At 67.3% G+C, this 16,353-nt stretch carries 17 protein-coding genes; 5 read left to right on the forward strand and 12 right to left on the reverse strand.

Annotated elements, in window-relative coordinates:
* Nucleotide 1: 1 nt before the first annotated feature.
* On the reverse strand, nucleotides 2-604 hold the full coding sequence (locus tag KXR53_RS25590) for a sugar transferase (protein WP_437378157.1): 603 nt from the start codon (nucleotides 602-604) through the stop codon (nucleotides 2-4).
* Here KXR53_RS25590 and KXR53_RS25595 point away from each other — a divergent pair.
* Nucleotides 519-761, forward strand: coding sequence for a hypothetical protein (locus KXR53_RS25595; protein ID WP_437378160.1), 243 nt, complete (start codon nucleotides 519-521; stop codon nucleotides 759-761). The two genes, KXR53_RS25590 and KXR53_RS25595, sit on opposite strands and share 86 nt — an antisense overlap.
* Before the next feature lie 240 nt (nucleotides 762-1,001).
* Here KXR53_RS25595 and choV read toward each other — a convergent pair whose 3' ends face one another.
* The 3 genes from choV to KXR53_RS25610 all read right to left on the reverse strand — a co-directional run bounded on the left by choV (nucleotide 1,002) and on the right by KXR53_RS25610 (nucleotide 4,052).
* The gene (gene choV, locus KXR53_RS25600) at nucleotides 1,002-2,183 is read right to left on the reverse strand and encodes a choline ABC transporter ATP-binding protein (RefSeq protein WP_437378130.1); all 1,182 of its coding nucleotides are present in this window, start codon (nucleotides 2,181-2,183) and stop codon (nucleotides 1,002-1,004) included.
* Entirely contained in the window at nucleotides 2,183-3,040 is an 858-nt protein-coding gene (gene choW, locus KXR53_RS25605; RefSeq protein ID WP_437378131.1) for a choline ABC transporter permease subunit, read from the reverse strand. Before choW ends, choV begins: the two co-directional genes overlap by 1 nt.
* A gap of 73 nt (nucleotides 3,041-3,113) precedes the next feature.
* The gene (locus tag KXR53_RS25610; RefSeq protein ID WP_437378132.1) at nucleotides 3,114-4,052 is read right to left on the reverse strand and encodes a choline ABC transporter substrate-binding protein; all 939 of its coding nucleotides are present in this window, start codon (nucleotides 4,050-4,052) and stop codon (nucleotides 3,114-3,116) included.
* Between the two features lie 210 nt (nucleotides 4,053-4,262).
* On the opposite strand from KXR53_RS25610, the gene betA reads away from it, so the two are divergent.
* The 3 genes from betA (at nucleotide 4,263) to rodA (ending at nucleotide 8,706) form a co-directional block, all read left to right on the forward strand.
* A complete protein-coding gene (gene betA, locus KXR53_RS25615) occupies nucleotides 4,263-5,915 on the forward strand; it encodes a choline dehydrogenase (RefSeq protein WP_437378133.1) in 1,653 nt (550 codons plus the stop codon).
* A 14-nt stretch (nucleotides 5,916-5,929) separates the two neighbouring features.
* The gene (gene betB, locus KXR53_RS25620) at nucleotides 5,930-7,384 is read left to right on the forward strand and encodes a betaine-aldehyde dehydrogenase (RefSeq protein WP_437378134.1); all 1,455 of its coding nucleotides are present in this window, start codon (nucleotides 5,930-5,932) and stop codon (nucleotides 7,382-7,384) included.
* Between the two features lie 170 nt (nucleotides 7,385-7,554).
* Nucleotides 7,555-8,706 (forward strand): rod shape-determining protein RodA, encoded by a 1,152-nt coding sequence (rodA, locus tag KXR53_RS25625; protein ID WP_437378135.1) that lies wholly within the window; start codon nucleotides 7,555-7,557, stop codon nucleotides 8,704-8,706.
* Between the two features lie 216 nt (nucleotides 8,707-8,922).
* Here rodA and KXR53_RS25630 read toward each other — a convergent pair whose 3' ends face one another.
* From KXR53_RS25630 to KXR53_RS25660, 7 genes are all read right to left on the reverse strand, one after another.
* On the reverse strand, nucleotides 8,923-9,435 hold the full coding sequence (locus tag KXR53_RS25630) for a MerR family transcriptional regulator (protein WP_437378136.1): 513 nt from the start codon (nucleotides 9,433-9,435) through the stop codon (nucleotides 8,923-8,925).
* A gap of 3 nt (nucleotides 9,436-9,438) precedes the next feature.
* Nucleotides 9,439-9,756 carry an integration host factor subunit alpha gene (locus KXR53_RS25635; protein ID WP_437378137.1) on the reverse strand — a complete coding sequence of 106 codons (318 nt, stop codon included), beginning with the start codon at nucleotides 9,754-9,756 and terminating at the stop codon, nucleotides 9,439-9,441.
* Between the two features lie 131 nt (nucleotides 9,757-9,887).
* On the reverse strand, nucleotides 9,888-10,865 hold the full coding sequence (locus KXR53_RS25640; protein WP_437378138.1) for a beta-ketoacyl-ACP synthase III: 978 nt from the start codon (nucleotides 10,863-10,865) through the stop codon (nucleotides 9,888-9,890).
* Nucleotides 10,862-11,962: a phosphate acyltransferase PlsX gene (gene plsX / locus KXR53_RS25645; protein ID WP_437378139.1), complete on the reverse strand. Its 1,101-nt coding sequence runs from the start codon at nucleotides 11,960-11,962 to the stop codon at nucleotides 10,862-10,864. The genes KXR53_RS25640 and plsX overlap by 4 nt, the downstream gene beginning before the upstream one ends.
* 21 nt (nucleotides 11,963-11,983) lie before the next feature.
* Nucleotides 11,984-12,172 carry a 50S ribosomal protein L32 gene (gene rpmF / locus KXR53_RS25650; protein WP_026870455.1) on the reverse strand — a complete coding sequence of 63 codons (189 nt, stop codon included), beginning with the start codon at nucleotides 12,170-12,172 and terminating at the stop codon, nucleotides 11,984-11,986.
* Nucleotides 12,173-12,268: 96 nt separating this feature from the next.
* Nucleotides 12,269-12,799 (reverse strand): YceD family protein, encoded by a 531-nt coding sequence (locus KXR53_RS25655; RefSeq protein WP_437378140.1) that lies wholly within the window; start codon nucleotides 12,797-12,799, stop codon nucleotides 12,269-12,271.
* On the reverse strand, nucleotides 12,799-13,350 hold the full coding sequence (locus KXR53_RS25660; RefSeq protein WP_437378141.1) for a ubiquinol-cytochrome C chaperone family protein: 552 nt from the start codon (nucleotides 13,348-13,350) through the stop codon (nucleotides 12,799-12,801). The genes KXR53_RS25655 and KXR53_RS25660 overlap by 1 nt, the downstream gene beginning before the upstream one ends.
* A 111-nt stretch (nucleotides 13,351-13,461) precedes the next feature.
* Here KXR53_RS25660 and KXR53_RS25665 point away from each other — a divergent pair, with 111 nt between their 5' ends.
* Nucleotides 13,462-13,989 carry an outer membrane protein assembly factor BamE gene (locus KXR53_RS25665; protein ID WP_437378142.1) on the forward strand — a complete coding sequence of 176 codons (528 nt, stop codon included), beginning with the start codon at nucleotides 13,462-13,464 and terminating at the stop codon, nucleotides 13,987-13,989.
* Between the two features lie 67 nt (nucleotides 13,990-14,056).
* On the opposite strand, the gene KXR53_RS25670 is transcribed toward KXR53_RS25665, so the two are convergent.
* Nucleotides 14,057-16,174 carry a sodium-translocating pyrophosphatase gene (locus KXR53_RS25670; RefSeq protein ID WP_437378143.1) on the reverse strand — a complete coding sequence of 706 codons (2,118 nt, stop codon included), beginning with the start codon at nucleotides 16,172-16,174 and terminating at the stop codon, nucleotides 14,057-14,059.
* Between the last annotated feature and the right edge of the window lie 179 nt (nucleotides 16,175-16,353).

Genomic DNA, 16,353 nt, shown 5'->3' on the forward strand with positions numbered 1-16,353 from the left:
ACTAATAGGCGCCGGCGCCGGGGAGGAACACCTTCGGCGTCTTGAACAGGATCACGATGTCGCGCCAGAGGGTCCAGTTCCGGACATAGTCGACATTGAGGCGGATCTTGGTCTCGTAGCTGGTGTCGTTGCGGCCGGAGATCTGCCAGACGCCGGTCATGCCCGGCCGGGTGCTGTGATAATAGCGGATCGCCGAGCCCCAGCGCTCCTGCTCCTCCTCATACATCGGCCGCGGGCCGACCAGGCTCATATCGCCCTTCAGCACATTGAAGAGCTGCGGCAGCTCGTCGAGGCTGGTCTTGCGCAGGAAGCGGCCGATCGCGGTCACCCGCGGATCCTTCTTCAGCTTGAAGCCGGCTTCCCATTCGCGCCGCAGCTCAGGATCCTTCTGAAGAAGATCCGCCAACAGCTTGTTCGCGTTGGGAACCATCGTCCTGAACTTGTGGCAGTAGAAGATCTTGCCGTGACGTCCGACACGCCGGTCGCTGTAGAAGACCCCTCGGCCGGAGCGCCGGATCATGATCGCGCACACCAGAAACAATGGCGAAAACAAAATCAGAAAGACGATCGACAATACGATATCCATCAACCGCTTGGCCGCCATGCCGGTCCGAGCCGTCCGGATCGGTGCCTCTGCGGAAATGTCGACCGCGGCAGTATCGACAAAGCTGTCGGACTGCATATTCCCGTCCCCCCAGAAAACTGAAACTAAGGAGCAAGACTTGCTCTGCCGCCGTATTCGGCAGAACACACGATACTGAATATTGTCTGACTCCCCGCCCCCTAGTCACTAGGGCAATGGCGCATCTCTATTGCCTGGAAGGTGGCAATTTTTGGTATGGTCCGGCAACCACTGGATGTGCCGTCTATGTATAGCCAAAGCCGCCGGGGGAAACAATCCATTTATTGCCATTTGTTATCCGCTACGATCACGCCGGATCAATGATGGAAGGCGAAGAAACTAAACCAAAATCTCAAATACTCCGTTTATAAAGTTGTTTTCAAGCTTCTTTTCCGCGAAGCAATCTCGCCACCAGCTCGCTCTCCCCGACCTTGCCGATCAGCCGGCCGTCGTCGTCGAGCACCAGGATCGGCTGCCGCGTGGCCTCATGCGCGGCGATGAAGCGGCGCATCGAGGCATGGACCGGCATGGTCGCGATCTGCCCCGGCGCCACGCCGTTGATGATGCCGTCGGCGATCTCCAGCGGCTGGTCGGCCTGAGTCACCGCGATCGGCCGGCCGAGATCGTCGATCCGGCAGCGGCAGGTGCGGGCCTTGTCGACCAGGATCGAATCGCCGTCGCGCGGCAGCAGGTCAAGCGGCGTCATCAGCGCCTCTGCCCGCAGCACGTTGAGCGGATTCACGTGGGCGACGAAATTGGCAACGTAGTCGTCGGCCGGCCGGGTGACGATCTCCTCCGGCGTGCCGACCTGGACGATCCGGCCGGATTCCATGATCACGATGCGGTTGCCGATCTTCAGCGCCTCATCGAGGTCGTGGCTGACGAAGATGATGGTCTTCTTCAGCCGGTGCTGCAGCTCCAGCAGCTCATCCTGCAGATGGGTGCGGATCAGCGGGTCGAGGGCCGAGAACGGCTCGTCCATCAGCAGGATGTCGGCATCGGTGGCGAAGGCGCGGGCCAGGCCGACGCGCTGCTGCATGCCGCCCGACAGCTCGCGCGGATACTTCCCGGCCCATTTGTCGAGATGGACCAGCGCCAGCTTCTCGTCGACCACCCGGTCGCGCTGCGCCTTGGGCACGCCACGCAGCTCGAGCCCGAGACCGACATTCTCGCGAATGGTGCGCCACGGCATCAGCGCGAATTGCTGGAACACCATCGACACCCAGTCGGCCCGGAGCCGGCGCAAGGTCGTTTCGTCGCAGGCGGCGACGTCGACCTCCTGCCCGTCGCAGCGCACGATCATGCGGCCGCGGGTGACCTTGTTGAGACCGTTAACGCAGCGCAGCAGCGACGACTTGCCGGAGCCGGACAGGCCCATCAGCACGCACAGCTCGCCCGACGGGATCGCCAGCTCGGCGCCGGCCACGGCCAGGGTGTCGCCGGTCTCGGCCAGGATCTCGGCCCGGCTGCGGCCCTGGTCGAGCAGTGCCAGCGCCCGCTTCGGCGTCGACCCGAAGATCACGTCGACAGCGTTGAAATGGACGGCGGGAAGGCTTGACATCAGTGCGCCCCTCCGACGGGCCGTTCGCTCTTCACCAGGCGGTCGAGGATCACGGCCAGGATGACGATGCACAGGCCGGCCTCGAACCCCATGGGCACGTTGACGGAGTTGAGGGCGCGCACCACCGGCTTGCCCAGGCCGTCGGCCCCGACCAGCGCGGCGATGACCACCATCGACAGCGACAGCATGATGCATTGGGTCAGCCCGGCCATGATCGTCGGCAGGGCGTGCGGCAGCTCGACCTTGAACAGCAGCTGCCGTTTGGTGGCGCCGAAGGCCTCGCCCGCCTCCAGCAACGGGCTCGGCACACCATGGATGCCGAGATAGGTCAGGCGGATCGGCGCGGCCACGGCGAAGACCACGGTCGAGATCAGGCCCGGCGCCACGCCGAGCCCGAACAGGATCAGGGTCGGGATCAGGTAGACGAAGGTCGGCAGCGTCTGCATCAGATCGAGGATCGGCCGCACCACGGCATAGACCAGCGGCCGGTGGGCGCAGAGAATGCCGATCGGGATGCCGATCAGGAGCGACAGGACGGTGGCGCAGATCACCAGCGCCAGGGTCTGCATCGTCTCGGTCCAGTAGCCGAGATTGAGGATCAGGAGGAAGCCGATCGCGACCAGCGCGACCAGCTGCCAGCGCCGGTGCAGCAGGTAGGCAAGGACGGCGACGATCGCGATGAAGACCAGCGGCGGCGGCCACAGGAACAGGTCGATCAGCCATTCGATGGCGGTGCCGAGGCCGATCGAGATGGCGTCGAAGACGCTGGCGAAATTGTCGGTCAGGAAATCCGTCAGGCGCTTGATCCACAGCCCGAGTGGGATCTTCTGGGACAACAGCGCGCTCAGTTCGTCCATGCGGCGTCCTTTTTGTTCCGGCCGTTTGGACGACGCGCCGCCAGGGGGACGGCGGCGCGCCTGTCGGAAGGAATCAGAGGCCGAGCGACGCCTTCACCGCGGCGAGGCCGTCCTTGCCGTCGAAGGTGGTCACGCCCGCCAGCCAGGGGGTCAGCACATCCGGATTGGCCTTGAGATAGTCGGTCGCCGCCTTGTCGCGGTCCTCGCCGCCGGCGATCGTCTCCATCACCGTCGCCTCCATGTCGAGGTTGAAGGCAAGGTTCTGCAGCAGCTTCCCGACATTGGGGCATTCGCTGAGATAGCCGGCCCGGACATTGGTGTAGACCGTGGCACCGCCGTAGTTCGGACCGAAATAGTCGTCGCCGCCGGACAGGTACTGCAGCGGATAGTTCTTGTTCATCGGATGCGGCGCCCAGCCGAGGAACACGATCCATTCCTGGCGCCGGACGGCGCGGTCGACCTGGGACAGCATGCCCTGCTCGCTCGATTCGACCAGCTGCCAATCCTTCAGGCCGAAGGCGTCCTTGTCGATCATGCTCTGGACCAGCCGATTGCCGTCGTTGCCGGGCTCGATGCCGTAGATCTTGCTGTCGAACTTGTCGGCGTTCTTGGCCAGGTCGGCGAAATCCTTGACCCCGGCCTGATACACGTAATCAGGCACGGCGAGGGTGTATTTGGCGCCCTCCAGATTGGCCCGGACGCTCTCGACCGACTTGTCGTCGAGATAGGGCTTGGCGTCGCCGGCCATCGACGGCATCCAGTTGCCGAGGAAGACGTCGATGTTCTTGTTCTTCAGCGAGACATAGGTCACCGGCACCGACAGCAACTCGTCCGAGGGCTCGTAGCCGAGGCCCTTCAACACCGCCTTTGTCAGCGCCGTTGTCGCGGTGATGTCGGTCCAGCCGACATCGGAGAACCGCACCTTCTTGCAGCTCGCCGGCTCGGCCGCCTGCGCCGCCCCGGCGGCCAGGGCCAGGCCCAGCGCCAGCCCGATCAAACGCCTCGACATCATGCGACTCTCCTGTTTGCCCGCCTGTTCCGTCATTTTCGTTCGTTGCGACGCGGCATCCGGCGCAGGATGTGCGACGGAGCGCCTCCGCGCGAGTCTAACGATGGCCCGGGCGTCACCGCTGGCCGATTTCCGGCATGGCGTGACGCAAACCGGCCTCATCGCCCGGCCCCGCCCCGCTAGCATGCGGCCTCGGCCCGAGGAGCGGAACCCATGACGGCAGAATTCGACTATGTGATCGTCGGCGCCGGCTCGGCCGGCTGCGTCCTCGCCAACCGGCTGTCGGCCGAGCCCGGCATCCGCGTGCTGGTGCTGGAGGCGGGCCCCGAGGACCGGACCTGGAAGATCCACATGCCGGCGGCGCTGACCTACAATCTCTGCGACGACAAGTACAACTGGTACTATGAGACCGAACCGCAGGCGGCGATGGACAACCGCCGCATGTACTGGCCACGCGGCCGGGTGCTCGGCGGCTCCTCCTCGCTCAACGCCATGGTCTATGTCCGCGGCCATGCCCACGACTACGACCGCTGGGCCGAGGAAGGCGCCGCCGGCTGGTCCTACGCCGAGGTGCTGCCCTATTTCCGCCGCGCCGAGACCCGGGCCAAGGGCGGCGACGACTATCGCGGCTCCGACGGTCCGCTGCAGGTCTCGACCGGCAGCCAGCCGAACCCGCTGTTCGACGCCTTCATCCAGGCCGGGCAGCAGGCGGGGTATCCGTTCACCGCGGACATGAACGGATACCAGCAGGAAGGCTTCGGCAAGATGGACATGACGATCCATCAGGGCGAGCGCTGGTCGGCCGCCAAGGCCTATCTCAAGCCGGCCCGGTCGCGGCCGAACCTGACCGTCGAAACCGGCGCGCTCAGCACAAGGATCCTGTTCGAAGGCCGCCGGGCCGTCGGCGTCGAATATGCCCAAGCCGGCCAGGTTCGCGTCGCCCGCGCCGCGCGCGAGGTGATCCTGTGCGGCGGCGCCATCAACTCGCCGCAGCTCTTGATGCTGTCCGGGGTCGGCCCGGCCGACCAGCTGCGCCGGCACGGCATCGCCGTGGTGCACGACCTGCCCGGCGTCGGCCGCAATCTCCAGGACCATCTGGAGATGTACATCCAGCACGAATGCACCCAGCCGATCACGCTCTACAGCGTCGAGAATCCGCTGTTTAAGGCCAAGGTCGGGGTCGAGTGGTTCCTGCTGCGCCGCGGCCTCTGCACCTCGGCCCATCTCGAGGCCGGCGGCTTCATCCGCTCGCGCGCCGGCATCCGGCACCCGGACATCCAGTACCATTTCCTGCCCTCGGTGGTGAATGACCACGGCCGCAAGCCGGGCGACCGGCACGCCTTCCAGGTGCATGCCGGCACCATGCGCGCCACCTCGCGCGGCTGGATCGAGCTGCGCTCGGCCGATCCGCGGGCCAAGCCGATCCTGCAGCCGAACTACCTGACCACCGAGGACGACCGCGCGGACATGCGGGCCTGCGTCAAGCTGACCCGCGAGATCTTCGCCCAGCCCGCCTTCGCCCCCTATCGCGGGCCCGAGATCGCGCCCGGTGCCGCGGTGCGCACCGACGACGAGATCGATGCCTTCGTCCGCGCCAAGGCGGACAGCGCCTATCACCCGTCCTGCACCTGCAAGATGGGCGTGGACGAGATGGCGGTGGTCGACCCCGAGACCCGGGTCCGCGGGCTGGAGGGGCTGCGCGTGGTCGACGCCTCGATCATGCCGTCGATCGTCAGCGGCAATCTGAACGCGCCGACGATCATGATCGGCGAGAAGGCGGCCGACCTGATCCTGGGCCGCGAGCCGTTGCCGCCCTCCAACGCCCCGGTCTACGAAGCCCCTAACTGGCGGACCTCGCAGCGCTGACACAGGAGAGAACCATGGCCGGCACGATCGGGCTGCACATCGGCGGACAGGCGGTGGAGGGCGGCGGCACGCCGTTCGACACGATCAACCCGGCGACTGGCAAAGCGATCGGCCGGGTCGCCGCCGCCTCCCCCGCCGATGTCGACCGCGCCGTCGCCGCGGCCAGGGCCGCCTTCGACGGCTGGGCCGGCATGACCGGCACCCAGCGCGGCCGCATCCTGCGCGAGGCGGTGCGCCTCTTGCGCGCCAACCGCGACCGGCTGGCGTGGATGGAGGTCGAGGACACCGGCAAGCCGATCGCCGAGGCCCTGGCGGTCGACATCGATTCCGGCGCCGACGCGATCGAGTACTTCGCCGGGCTGGCCCCGTCGCTGCACGGCACCCATCACGATTTCGGCCGCGCCTTCGCCTATACGCGGCGCGAGCCGCTGGGCGTCGTTGCCGGAATCGGCGCCTGGAACTACCCGCTGCAGATCGCCTGCTGGAAGTCCGGCCCGGCGCTGGCCTGCGGCAACACCATGGTGTTCAAGCCGTCCGAGCTGACGCCGATGACCGCGGTGGCGCTGGCCGAGATCTTCGCCGAGGCCGGGCTGCCGTCCGGCGTGTTCAATGTCGTCCAGGGCAAGGGCGATGTCGGCCAGGCTCTGATCTCCCATCGCGATGTCGCAAAGGTGTCGCTGACCGGGTCGGTGCCGACCGGCCGCAAGGTCGCCGCGGCCGCCGCCGGGGCGATGAAGCATGTGACCATGGAGCTGGGCGGCAAGTCGCCGCTGATCATCTTCGCCGACGCCGATGTCGAGAACGCGGTGAAGGCGGCGATGATGGCGAATTTCTACACCCAGGGCGAGATCTGCTCGAACGGCACCCGTGTGTTCGTCGAGGCCTCGCTCCACAACCGCTTCATGGACGCGCTGGTGGCCCGCACCCAGAAGATGCGGATCGGCGACCCGATGGACCCGGAGACCCAGGTCGGCGCCCTGATCTCGGCTGACCACCGGGCCAAGGTGCTGGGCTATGTCGAAGCCGGGGTGAAGGCGGGCGCCCGCCTGATCTGCGGCGGCCGCGCCCCGGCTGACCCGGCGCTGGCCGGCGGCTATTTCGTCGAGCCGGCGGTCTTCGACGCCTGCCACGATGACATGACGATCGTGCAGGAGGAGATCTTCGGCCCGGTGATGACCGTGCTGACCTTCACCGACGAGGACGAGGTGGTGCGCCGGGCCAACGTCACCGAATACGGCCTGGCCGCCGGCGTGTTCACCCGCGACCTGGCCCGCGGCCACCGCGTCGTCGCCCGGCTGCAGGCCGGCACCTGCTGGATCAACAACTACAACATCACGCCGGTGGAGATCCCGTTCGGCGGATACAAGCAGTCCGGCCTCGGCCGCGAGAACGGCCTCGCCGCGCTCGAGCACTACACCCAGCTGAAGAGCGTCTACGTCGAGACCGGAGATGTCGACTGCCCGTATTGAGTCGACGCTTTAGGATCGCCGAGTAACCCACTGTGTTGCCTCTCATGTCTGGGCAGAGAGGCGACATGCAATGCTCCGGTCATTTCGTCGCCGGCCTGCATCCTTGCCCGGCCGGACGGGCCGGAGCATAGTCCGGCCGCCGTCATGGCGACGGCGGATCGGCCTTGTTGATGACCAGCTTCCGGATACGCGACGACGCTCCGCACTACACCATCCTGACCAAGCTGCAGCTGATGAGCTGGGGGCTGGTGGTGCTGGTCTGCGCCATCGCCGCGGTCGGGGTCATGCTGCTCTACTCCGCCGGCGGCGGCTCCTGGGAGCCCTGGGCCGGCCGGCAGCTCACCCGCTTCGCCACCGGCTTCGTCGTCATGCTGCTGCTGGCGCTGGTCGACATCCGGGTCTGGATGAAGATCGCCTATCCGGTCTACGCCATCGTCTTCGTGCTGCTGATCGTGGTCGAGTTCATGGGCCATGTCGGCATGGGCGCCGAGCGCTGGATCAATCTCGGGCCCCTGGTGATCCAGCCCTCGGAGCTGATGAAGATCGCCCTGGTGCTCGCCCTCGCCCGCTATTTCCACGGCTTCTCGCTGGTCGAGGTGCGCAATCCGCTGGTGCTGATCGTGCCGCTGCTGCTGATCCTGGCGCCGGTCGGGCTGGTGCTGATGCAGCCCAATCTCGGCACCGCCATGCTGCTGGTGCTGACCGGCGGCGCGGTGCTGTTTGCGACCGGCGTCCGGCTGTGGAAGTTCGCCGTGGCCATCGTTCTGGGCCTGTCGGCGATCCCGATCGGCTGGGAGTTCCTGCACGATTACCAGAAGAACCGCGTCTACACCTTCCTCGAGCCGGAGCGCGACCCGCTCGGCGCCGGCTACAACATCATGCAGTCGAAGATCGCGCTCGGCTCCGGCGCCCTGTTCGGCAAGGGCTTCACCGCCGGGACGCAGAGCCAGCTGATGTTCCTGCCGGAGAAGCACACCGACTTCATCTTCGTCGTGCTGGCCGAGGAGTTCGGCATGGTCGGCGCGCTGATCCTGCTGTTCCTCTACGCCATGCTGTTCGTCTATGGGTTGATGATCGCGCTCAGTGCCCGCAGCCATTTCGGCCGGCTGGTCGGCATCGGCCTGACCACGACCTTCTTCCTCTACGTCTTCGTCAATGTGGCGATGGTGACCGGGCTGATCCCGGTGGTGGGCATTCCCCTGCCGCTGGTGTCCTATGGCGGCACGGCGATGCTGACCCTGCTGATGGGCTGCGGCATCCTGCTCAGCGTCTGGATCCACCGCGAGGTGCGGATCCCGCGCAGCGGCATCACCGACTACTGATACCAACGGCCCGAGATATTGATCCGTCATGGCGAGCCCCGAAGGGGCGTGGCCATCCAGCGGCACCGAACTCCTGGATGGCCACGGCGCTTCGCGCCTCGCCATGACGAAAAAAGAGCCGAAGAGTCGATCTCAAAGGCCGTTGGTATGAGATCTGCCGGAGGCGGATGGAGACGTGCGGCCCGTCGTGACGCAGCAGGCCCCGGCCGATTCGGCTCAGGCGTCGCCGCGCAGGGCGGCCTGCAGGCGCTTCAGCTCGGCCAGCAGGACGGTCAGCTCGTCGCGCAGCTCGGCCGACAGGCCCTGGCCGCGGCCGTCGCGTCCGGCACCGGCCAGGAGCGAGAGCTGCATCTCCTCGCGCGGCTTCGTCGGCTTGGTCCGGGTGACCGGGAGGGGATGCGCCGGCCCGCTGGGCGTCGCCTCGCCGGACGGCGCCTCGGTCTCGGCCGACTTGCCCTCCTTCAGCAGGCGCTGTACGCCCTTGATGGTGTAGCCCTCCTCATAGAGGAGACGCCGGATCCGGCGCAGGAGCTGGACGTCCTCGGGGCGGTAATACCGACGGCCGCCGCCGCGTTTGAGCGGGCGGACCTGGGAGAACTTCGTCTCCCAGAACCGCAGCACATGCTGCGGCACGGCGAGGTCGTCGGATACCTCGCTGATCGTGCGATAGGCCGTCGCCGACTTGCGCAGCGGCGCAGGCTTCGCTTCCGATCCTCCCATTCCGGCCATGGCTTACTCGTCGTCGTCCGCAGGAGGAGGGTTGGTGCCGTTGATCCGCCCCTTCAGCACATGCGAGGCACGGAACACCAGCACCCTGCGCGGCAGAATCGGCACCTCCTGCCCCGTCTTCGGGTTGCGCCCGATTCGCTGCCCCTTCTGGCGCACGCCGAAGGTGCCGAAGGACGAGATCTTCACCGTCTCGCCGCGTTCGAGCGCGCCGGAGATTTCTTCAAGCACCGTCTCAACAAGATCGGCGGACTCATTGCGAGACAAGCCGATTTCCTGATAGAGCGATTCACTGAGCTGGGCTCGTGTCACCGTTTCCGCCATGCCGCCTCCCCCTGACGGGCCATTGCGAAGGAAGACCATCGAAAGACGGTACCTCTCGCAAAATAATCCGTCAATTCCAAAGCGTTGGGCGGATTTCCTAACGAGCCCCGAAGACGAGGTCCGCTAACTGCTTACCAGCGCACCAGGGCGGCGCCCCAGGTCAGGCCGCCGCCCATGGCCTCGAGCAGCACCAGGTCGCCCGGCCGGATGCGGCCGTCGGTCACGGCCTCGGCCAGTGCCAGCGGGATCGAGGCGGCGGAGGTGTTGGCATGCTTCTGCACCGTCAGCACCACCTTCTCCGACGGCAGGTCGAGCTTGCGGGCGGTGGCATCGATGATGCGCTTGTTCGCCTGGTGCGGCACCAGCCAGTCGATGTCGGCCGGGGTCAGGTTGTTGGCCGCCAGGGCCTCCTCGACCACCTCGGCCAGATTGATGACCGCGTGCTTGAACACCTCCCGCCCTTCCATCCGGACGTGGCCGACGGTGCCGGTCGAGGACGGCCCGCCATCGACATAGAGCTTGTCCTCGTGGCGGCCGTCGGAATGCAGATGGGTCGACAGGATGCCGGGATCGTCTGTGGTGCCGCCGCCTTCGACCGCGCGCAGCACCACGGCCCCGGCGCCGTCGCCGAACAGCACGCAGGTGCTGCGGTCGTTCCAGTCGAGCAGGCGCGAGAAGGTCTCGGCGCCGATCACCAGCGCGGTGCGCGCCTGGCCCAGCCGGATCATGTTGTCAGCGATCGACAGGGCGTAGATGAAGCCGGAGCAGACGGCCTGGACGTCGAAGGCGGCGCCGCGGGTCATGCCGAGCGCGGCCTGCACCCGCACCGCGGTCGCCGGGAAGGTCTGGTCCGGGGTGGTCGTGGCCAGCACGATCAGGTCGAGGTCGCTGCCCTCGACCTTGGCCATGGCCAGCGCCTTCCGGGCCGCGGCGAGCGCCAGATCGGAGGTCTTCTCCTCCGGCGCCGCGATGTGACGGATGTTGATGCCGGTGCGCTGGACGATCCACTCGTCCGACGTGTCGACCGTCCGGGCCAGGTCGGCGTTGGTGACGACGCGGTCAGGCAGGGCAGAACCGCATCCGATGATGCGCGCGCGGCGAACGGTCATTGCGGTTGTTCGATCCCGATCGGAGCAGTCGGTGGAGCCGTCGAAGCAGCGTCGTCGCCGTTTCGACTGCCTTCGAAGCGGCTGAACTCCTGCTTAACCTTATCATTGAAACCGTGGATGACCAGGTCGACCCCGACATCGATGGCATGGGCGAAGCCCTCGCCGTCGGTGCCGCCGTGGCTCTTCACGCAGATGCCGTTGAGGCCGAGGAACAGCGCGCCATTGTACTGGCGCGGGTCGGTCCGGTGCCGCAGCCGGCGGAAGGCGCCGCGCGCCAGGAGGTAACCGAGCGAGGCGAGCCAGGACGACCGGAAGGTGTGGCGCAGCCAGGTGGCGTATAGCTTGGCCGTGCCCTCGGCGGTCTTGAGCGCGATATTGCCGGAGAAGCCGTCGGTCACGACCACGTCGACCTTCCCGGCCGGGATGTCGTCGCCCTCGACGAAGCCCTCGAACCGGCCGTGGAAATCCAGCTCGCGCAGCCGCGCGGCGGCATCGCGCACCGCGTCCGGGCCCTTCAGCGCCTCGGATCCGACATTCAGCAGGCCGACCGTCGGGTCGACCAGGCCCAGCACCGCCTTGGCGAAGACCGAGCCCATGATGGCGAACTGGACCAGATTCTCGGCGTCGCATTCGATGTTGGCGCCGAGGTCGAGCATGACGCTTTCGCCGCGCAGCGTCGGAAAAAACGACGCGATCGCCGGCCGGTCGATGCCCGGCAGCGTCTTGAACACCATCTTCGCCATTGCCATCAGCGCGCCGGTGTTGCCGGCGGAGACGACGCATTGCGCCTCGCCCGCGGTCACGGCGTCGATGGCCAGGCGCATGCTGGAGTTGCGCCCGCTGCGCAGGGCGGTGGACGGCTTGTCCTCGTTGGTGATCCGGTCGACGGTGTGCCGAATCGACGACACCGCGGCCAAGGCCGGCCGCTTCGCCAGAAGAGGCGCGATCTTCGCCTCGTCACCGACGATCAGGAAGTGCACGTCCGGATGGTGCGTGCGGGCAATCTCCGCCCCTTCGAGCACCATCGCTGGCGCCCGATCGCCCCCCATGGCGTCGAGCGCGATCGTCACTGGGCCAGAGGCCGCCGGGTCGGTCATTCCCTACGCGGGCGCAGTCGATCAGGCGGTCGCCGTCGTCTCGCTGACGACCTCACGGCCGTGATAGTGGCCGCAGGCGTCGCAGACATGGTGCGGACGGGTCAGCTCGCCGCAGTTGGCGCATTCGACATAGGAGGCGCCGGCCAGGGCGTGGTGCGAACGCCGCATGTCGCGCCGCGACTTCGACGTCTTCTTCTTCGGAACAGCCATTTGCTTGAACTCTCGATACGAAAAGGCGGCACCAGGGGGGCCGCCTCGGACGGGCGTTACTTAATGGAAAAGGTCCGGCGGAGCAAGGAAAAGCGATTACTCGTCTGCCTTGTCCGTTCCGCTGCCCTTGAGCACCGCGAAGGGGCGGCGCGTCCCCATCTCGCCTTCCGGCGGCTCGGCCGCGGGTTCCGGCGCGTCGGGTGAGCGCGGATAGGGGTCGAGCGCAAGCGACAGATGCTGCGCCGCCAGCTCGCCCAGGTCGATGCGGCCGTCGGCCAGCGGCTCGACCTCCGCCGCCAGCGGATCGACCTCGACCTCCGCCTCGTCGCGTCCTGTGGCGTCGGCGAAGACCGCCTCGATCTCATCCTCCACTGTGCCGGGCACGGGATCGAGGGTGACGACACAGCGCTGCACCACGGCGGCGTTCAGCGTGCCGGTCACGACCACGGTGTCGCCGCGCCCCGGCGTCAGGGTGAAGCGGGCTTTGAACTCGTCGAGCGCCAGCAGGTCGAAACGCCGGGCCAGCGCCGTCCGCTCCGCCTCGTCGGCCTCGATGGCGATGGTCCGGCCGCCCCGCGGCAAGGTGTTGACGCCGACCATGCGGCTGAATTCCGGGGTTGGGGTCATCAGGCTGCCTCCACCATCTCGGGCGCCGCGCCGAACCGGACCTCTCCGGCCAGGAGCGCGCCCACCGGCTGCGCCGCCAGGCCGGCCGCCTCGCGGCGCATATAGGCGGCGACCGCCCTCACCTGCCCCGGCTCGGGCTCGACCGTGCCGTAGAGGTTACGCCGAAGGGCCGCCTCCAGTTCCGCCGGATCGGCAGCGGCGAGGCCGCGATCATAGGCGACGATGCGGCCGTAGAATCCACGCCCCATCGCCTTCACCTTCTTGCCGATGCTGAAATCGGTGACGCCGATCTCGCGCAGGCTGAGATCCATGTCGTTGAACATGTGGTCGAACAGCGCCTGGGCGAAGTCCGGCGCCGGCGGCGCCTCGTGCTTCAGCCGGTGGAACACCAGGAAGGCGTGCAGGGCAAGCGCCTCGAATCGGCCGTCCAGCGTATCGGGCACGCCGCAGGTGGTATAGAAGGCCGGGCTGCGCGCCTGTTCGACCAGCTTGACGTAGAGCTCGGCGGCGAGACGCTCTTGGCGATGGCGGGCGAACAGCTTGGACAGCACGGGATCGATCGGTTTTGCGTAAACGATTCGGCGATATTGGTCGAGCTTGAGGTGGTGTGCTAGAGGGAAGGCTTCAATTGGGAGCCCTCCGGGGCGCGGAGACATGAGGCGATGACGGAAAGAGCAAGGGTCGTCCGGGCCATGGCGGCCTGCCTGCTCGCGGCGGCGGCGCTGGCGGCCTGTTCGCCGCGGGTGGCGACGCGCGGCAACCTCGTCGAGGACTACCGGCTCGAGCAGGTCCACACCGGCACCAGCACCAAGTCGGATGTGGCGACGATCCTGGGCACCCCGACCACGGTGTCCACCTTCGACGACAACGTCTGGTACTACATCGGCCAGCGGGTCGAGACGGTGGCGTTCTTCGAGCCGGAGGTGACGAAGCGCCGGGTCCTGCGCATGCAGTTCGACCCGACCACCGGCATGCTGACCGACATGAAGGAGCTCAGCCTGCAGGATGGCGAGCAGGTGGCGCTGGTGTCGCGTGAGACGCCGACGCTGGGCCGCCGCATCGGCATCCTGGAGCAGTTCCTGGGCAATATCGGCCGGTTCAACACCGAAGGCACCGGTACGGCGGCCGCCCGGGGTCGCCCGGTCGGCACGGGTGGCGTCGCCAGCTCGGTCGCCGGCGGCAACTACTAACCCCTGCCGCAGGGCGTGAGAAAACCCCGGCGCCGCGGGCGCCGGGGTTTGTGCTGTCGCGGTCTGTCTATCCGTGGGCGAGGATCGCCAGCAGCAGCAGGGCCACGATGTTGGTGATCTTGATCATCGGGTTGACCGCCGGGCCGGCGGTGTCCTTGTAGGGGTCGCCGACGGTGTCGCCGGTGACGGCCGCCTTGTGCGCGTCCGACCCCTTGCCGCCGTGATTGCCCTCCTCGATGTACTTCTTGGCGTTGTCCCAGGCGCCGCCGCCCGAGGTCATCGAGATGGCGACGAACAACCCGGTGACGATGACGCCGAGCAGCATCGCCCCGAGCGCCGAGAAGGCGGCGGAGCGGCCGGCGATCGCCTCGATGACGAAGTACAACACGACCGGGGCCAGCACCGGCAGCAGCGACGGCACGATCATCTCGCGGATCGCGGCCTTGGTCAGCATGTCGACGGCGCGCTTGTAGTCCGGCCGGCTGGTGCCGGCCATGATGCCGGAATTCTCGCGGAACTGGCGGCGCACCTCCTCCACCACCGATCCGGCGGCACGGCCGACCGCGGTCATGCCGAGCGCGCCGAAGAGGTAGGGCAAGAGGCCGCCGATCAGCAGGCCGACGACGACATAGGGGTTGGCCAGGGAGAAATCGAGCGTCAGGCCCTGGAAATAGGGGTGCTCGGCCGGGTTGGCGATGAAGAAATTCAGGTCCGAGGTGTAGGCCGAGAACAGCACCAGGGCGCCGAGGCCGGCGGAGCCGATGGCATAGCCCTTGGTCACCGCCTTGGTGGTGTTGCCGACGGCATCCAGCGCGTCGGTGGTGACCCGGACCTCCGACGGCAGGTCCGACATCTCGGCGATGCCGCCGGCGTTGTCGGTCACGGGGCCGTAGGCGTCGAGCGCCACCACCATGCCGGCCAGGGCCAGCATGCTGGTGACCGCGATGGCGATGCCGAACAGCCCGGCGATGAGATAGGTGACGATGATCGCGACGCAGATGATCAGCGCCGGGATCGCGGTCGCTTCCATCGAGACGGCGAGGCCCTGGATCACATTGGTGCCGTGGCCGGTGGTCGAGGCCAGGGCGACCGACCGCACCGGGCGGAAGGTCGTGCCGGTGTAGTATTCGGTGACCCAGATCAGGAGGCCGGTGACGACCAGCCCGGCGATGCCGCACAGGAACAGCGACAGGCCGGTGAAGCTGCCGCCGCCGACGCTGTAGGTGCCACCGAAGCCGATCACCACCCAGGTGACCAGCAGGATGCCGATCAGCGACAGCGCCGCGGACACCACGAAGCCGCGGTAGAGGGCGCCCATGATGTTGTTGTTGGCGCCGAGCTTGACGAAGAAGGTGCCGGCGATCGAGGCCAGGATGCAGACCGCGCCGATCGCGAGCGGGTAGAGCATCATCGACGACATCACCTCGCCGGCCCCGGCGAAGAAGATCGAGGCCAGGACCATGGTGGCGACGGTGGTGACGGCATAAGTCTCGAACAGGTCGGCGGCCATGCCGGCGCAGTCGCCGACATTGTCGCCGACATTGTCGGCGATCACGGCCGGGTTGCGCGGATCGTCCTCAGGGATGCCGGCCTCGACCTTGCCGACCAGGTCGGCGCCGACATCGGCGCCCTTGGTGAAGATGCCGCCGCCGAGACGGGCGAAAATCGAGATCAGCGAGGCACCGAAGCCGAGCGCCACCAGCGGGTCGATCAGGCCGCGGCCGGTGGCGCCGGAGGCGAGCAGGATGGTGTAGTAGCCGGACACGGCGATCAGCGCCAGGCCGGCCACCAGCAGGCCGGTGACGGCGCCGGAGCGGAAGGCGATGGCGAGGCCGGCGGCCAGGCCCTGGCGGGCGGCTTCGGCGGTGCGGACATTGGCCCGGACCGAGATGTTCATGCCGATATAGCCGGCGGCGCCGGAGAGCACGGCGCCGACGACGAAGCCGATGCCGACCGAAATCCCGAGAAGCAGCGACACGATGATGGCGATGACCACGCCGACCATGGCGATGGTGAGGTATTGCCGGTTCAGGTAAGCGCCGGCGCCTTCCTGGATTGCGGCGGCGATGGCCTGCATTCGGGCATCGCCCGGGCTGGCCGACAGCACGCTCCGTGAAGCCCACACGCCATAAACCAACGCACCCAGGCCGCAGGCCAGCACGAAGACAAGGACCGCTGACGTCATTCTTGAGTCCCTCGCCCCTGTTGATGACGTACCGGCCCGGTTCAGGCCGGCTCCGCTTCTTTTGCGCGGAAACGATGCCAGAGCAGGAAGGGGAGGGCAATCAGCGTGAAATATTTTTGCTTTGTGACAGCCGACGATGCTCCAGAGGCAGCGATTCGGGCGGTCCGATGGCAGCCGAA

This window comes from Inquilinus limosus, from assembly GCF_051487185.1.
In the GTDB taxonomy this organism is placed as follows: domain Bacteria; phylum Pseudomonadota; class Alphaproteobacteria; order DSM-16000; family Inquilinaceae; genus Inquilinus; species Inquilinus limosus_F.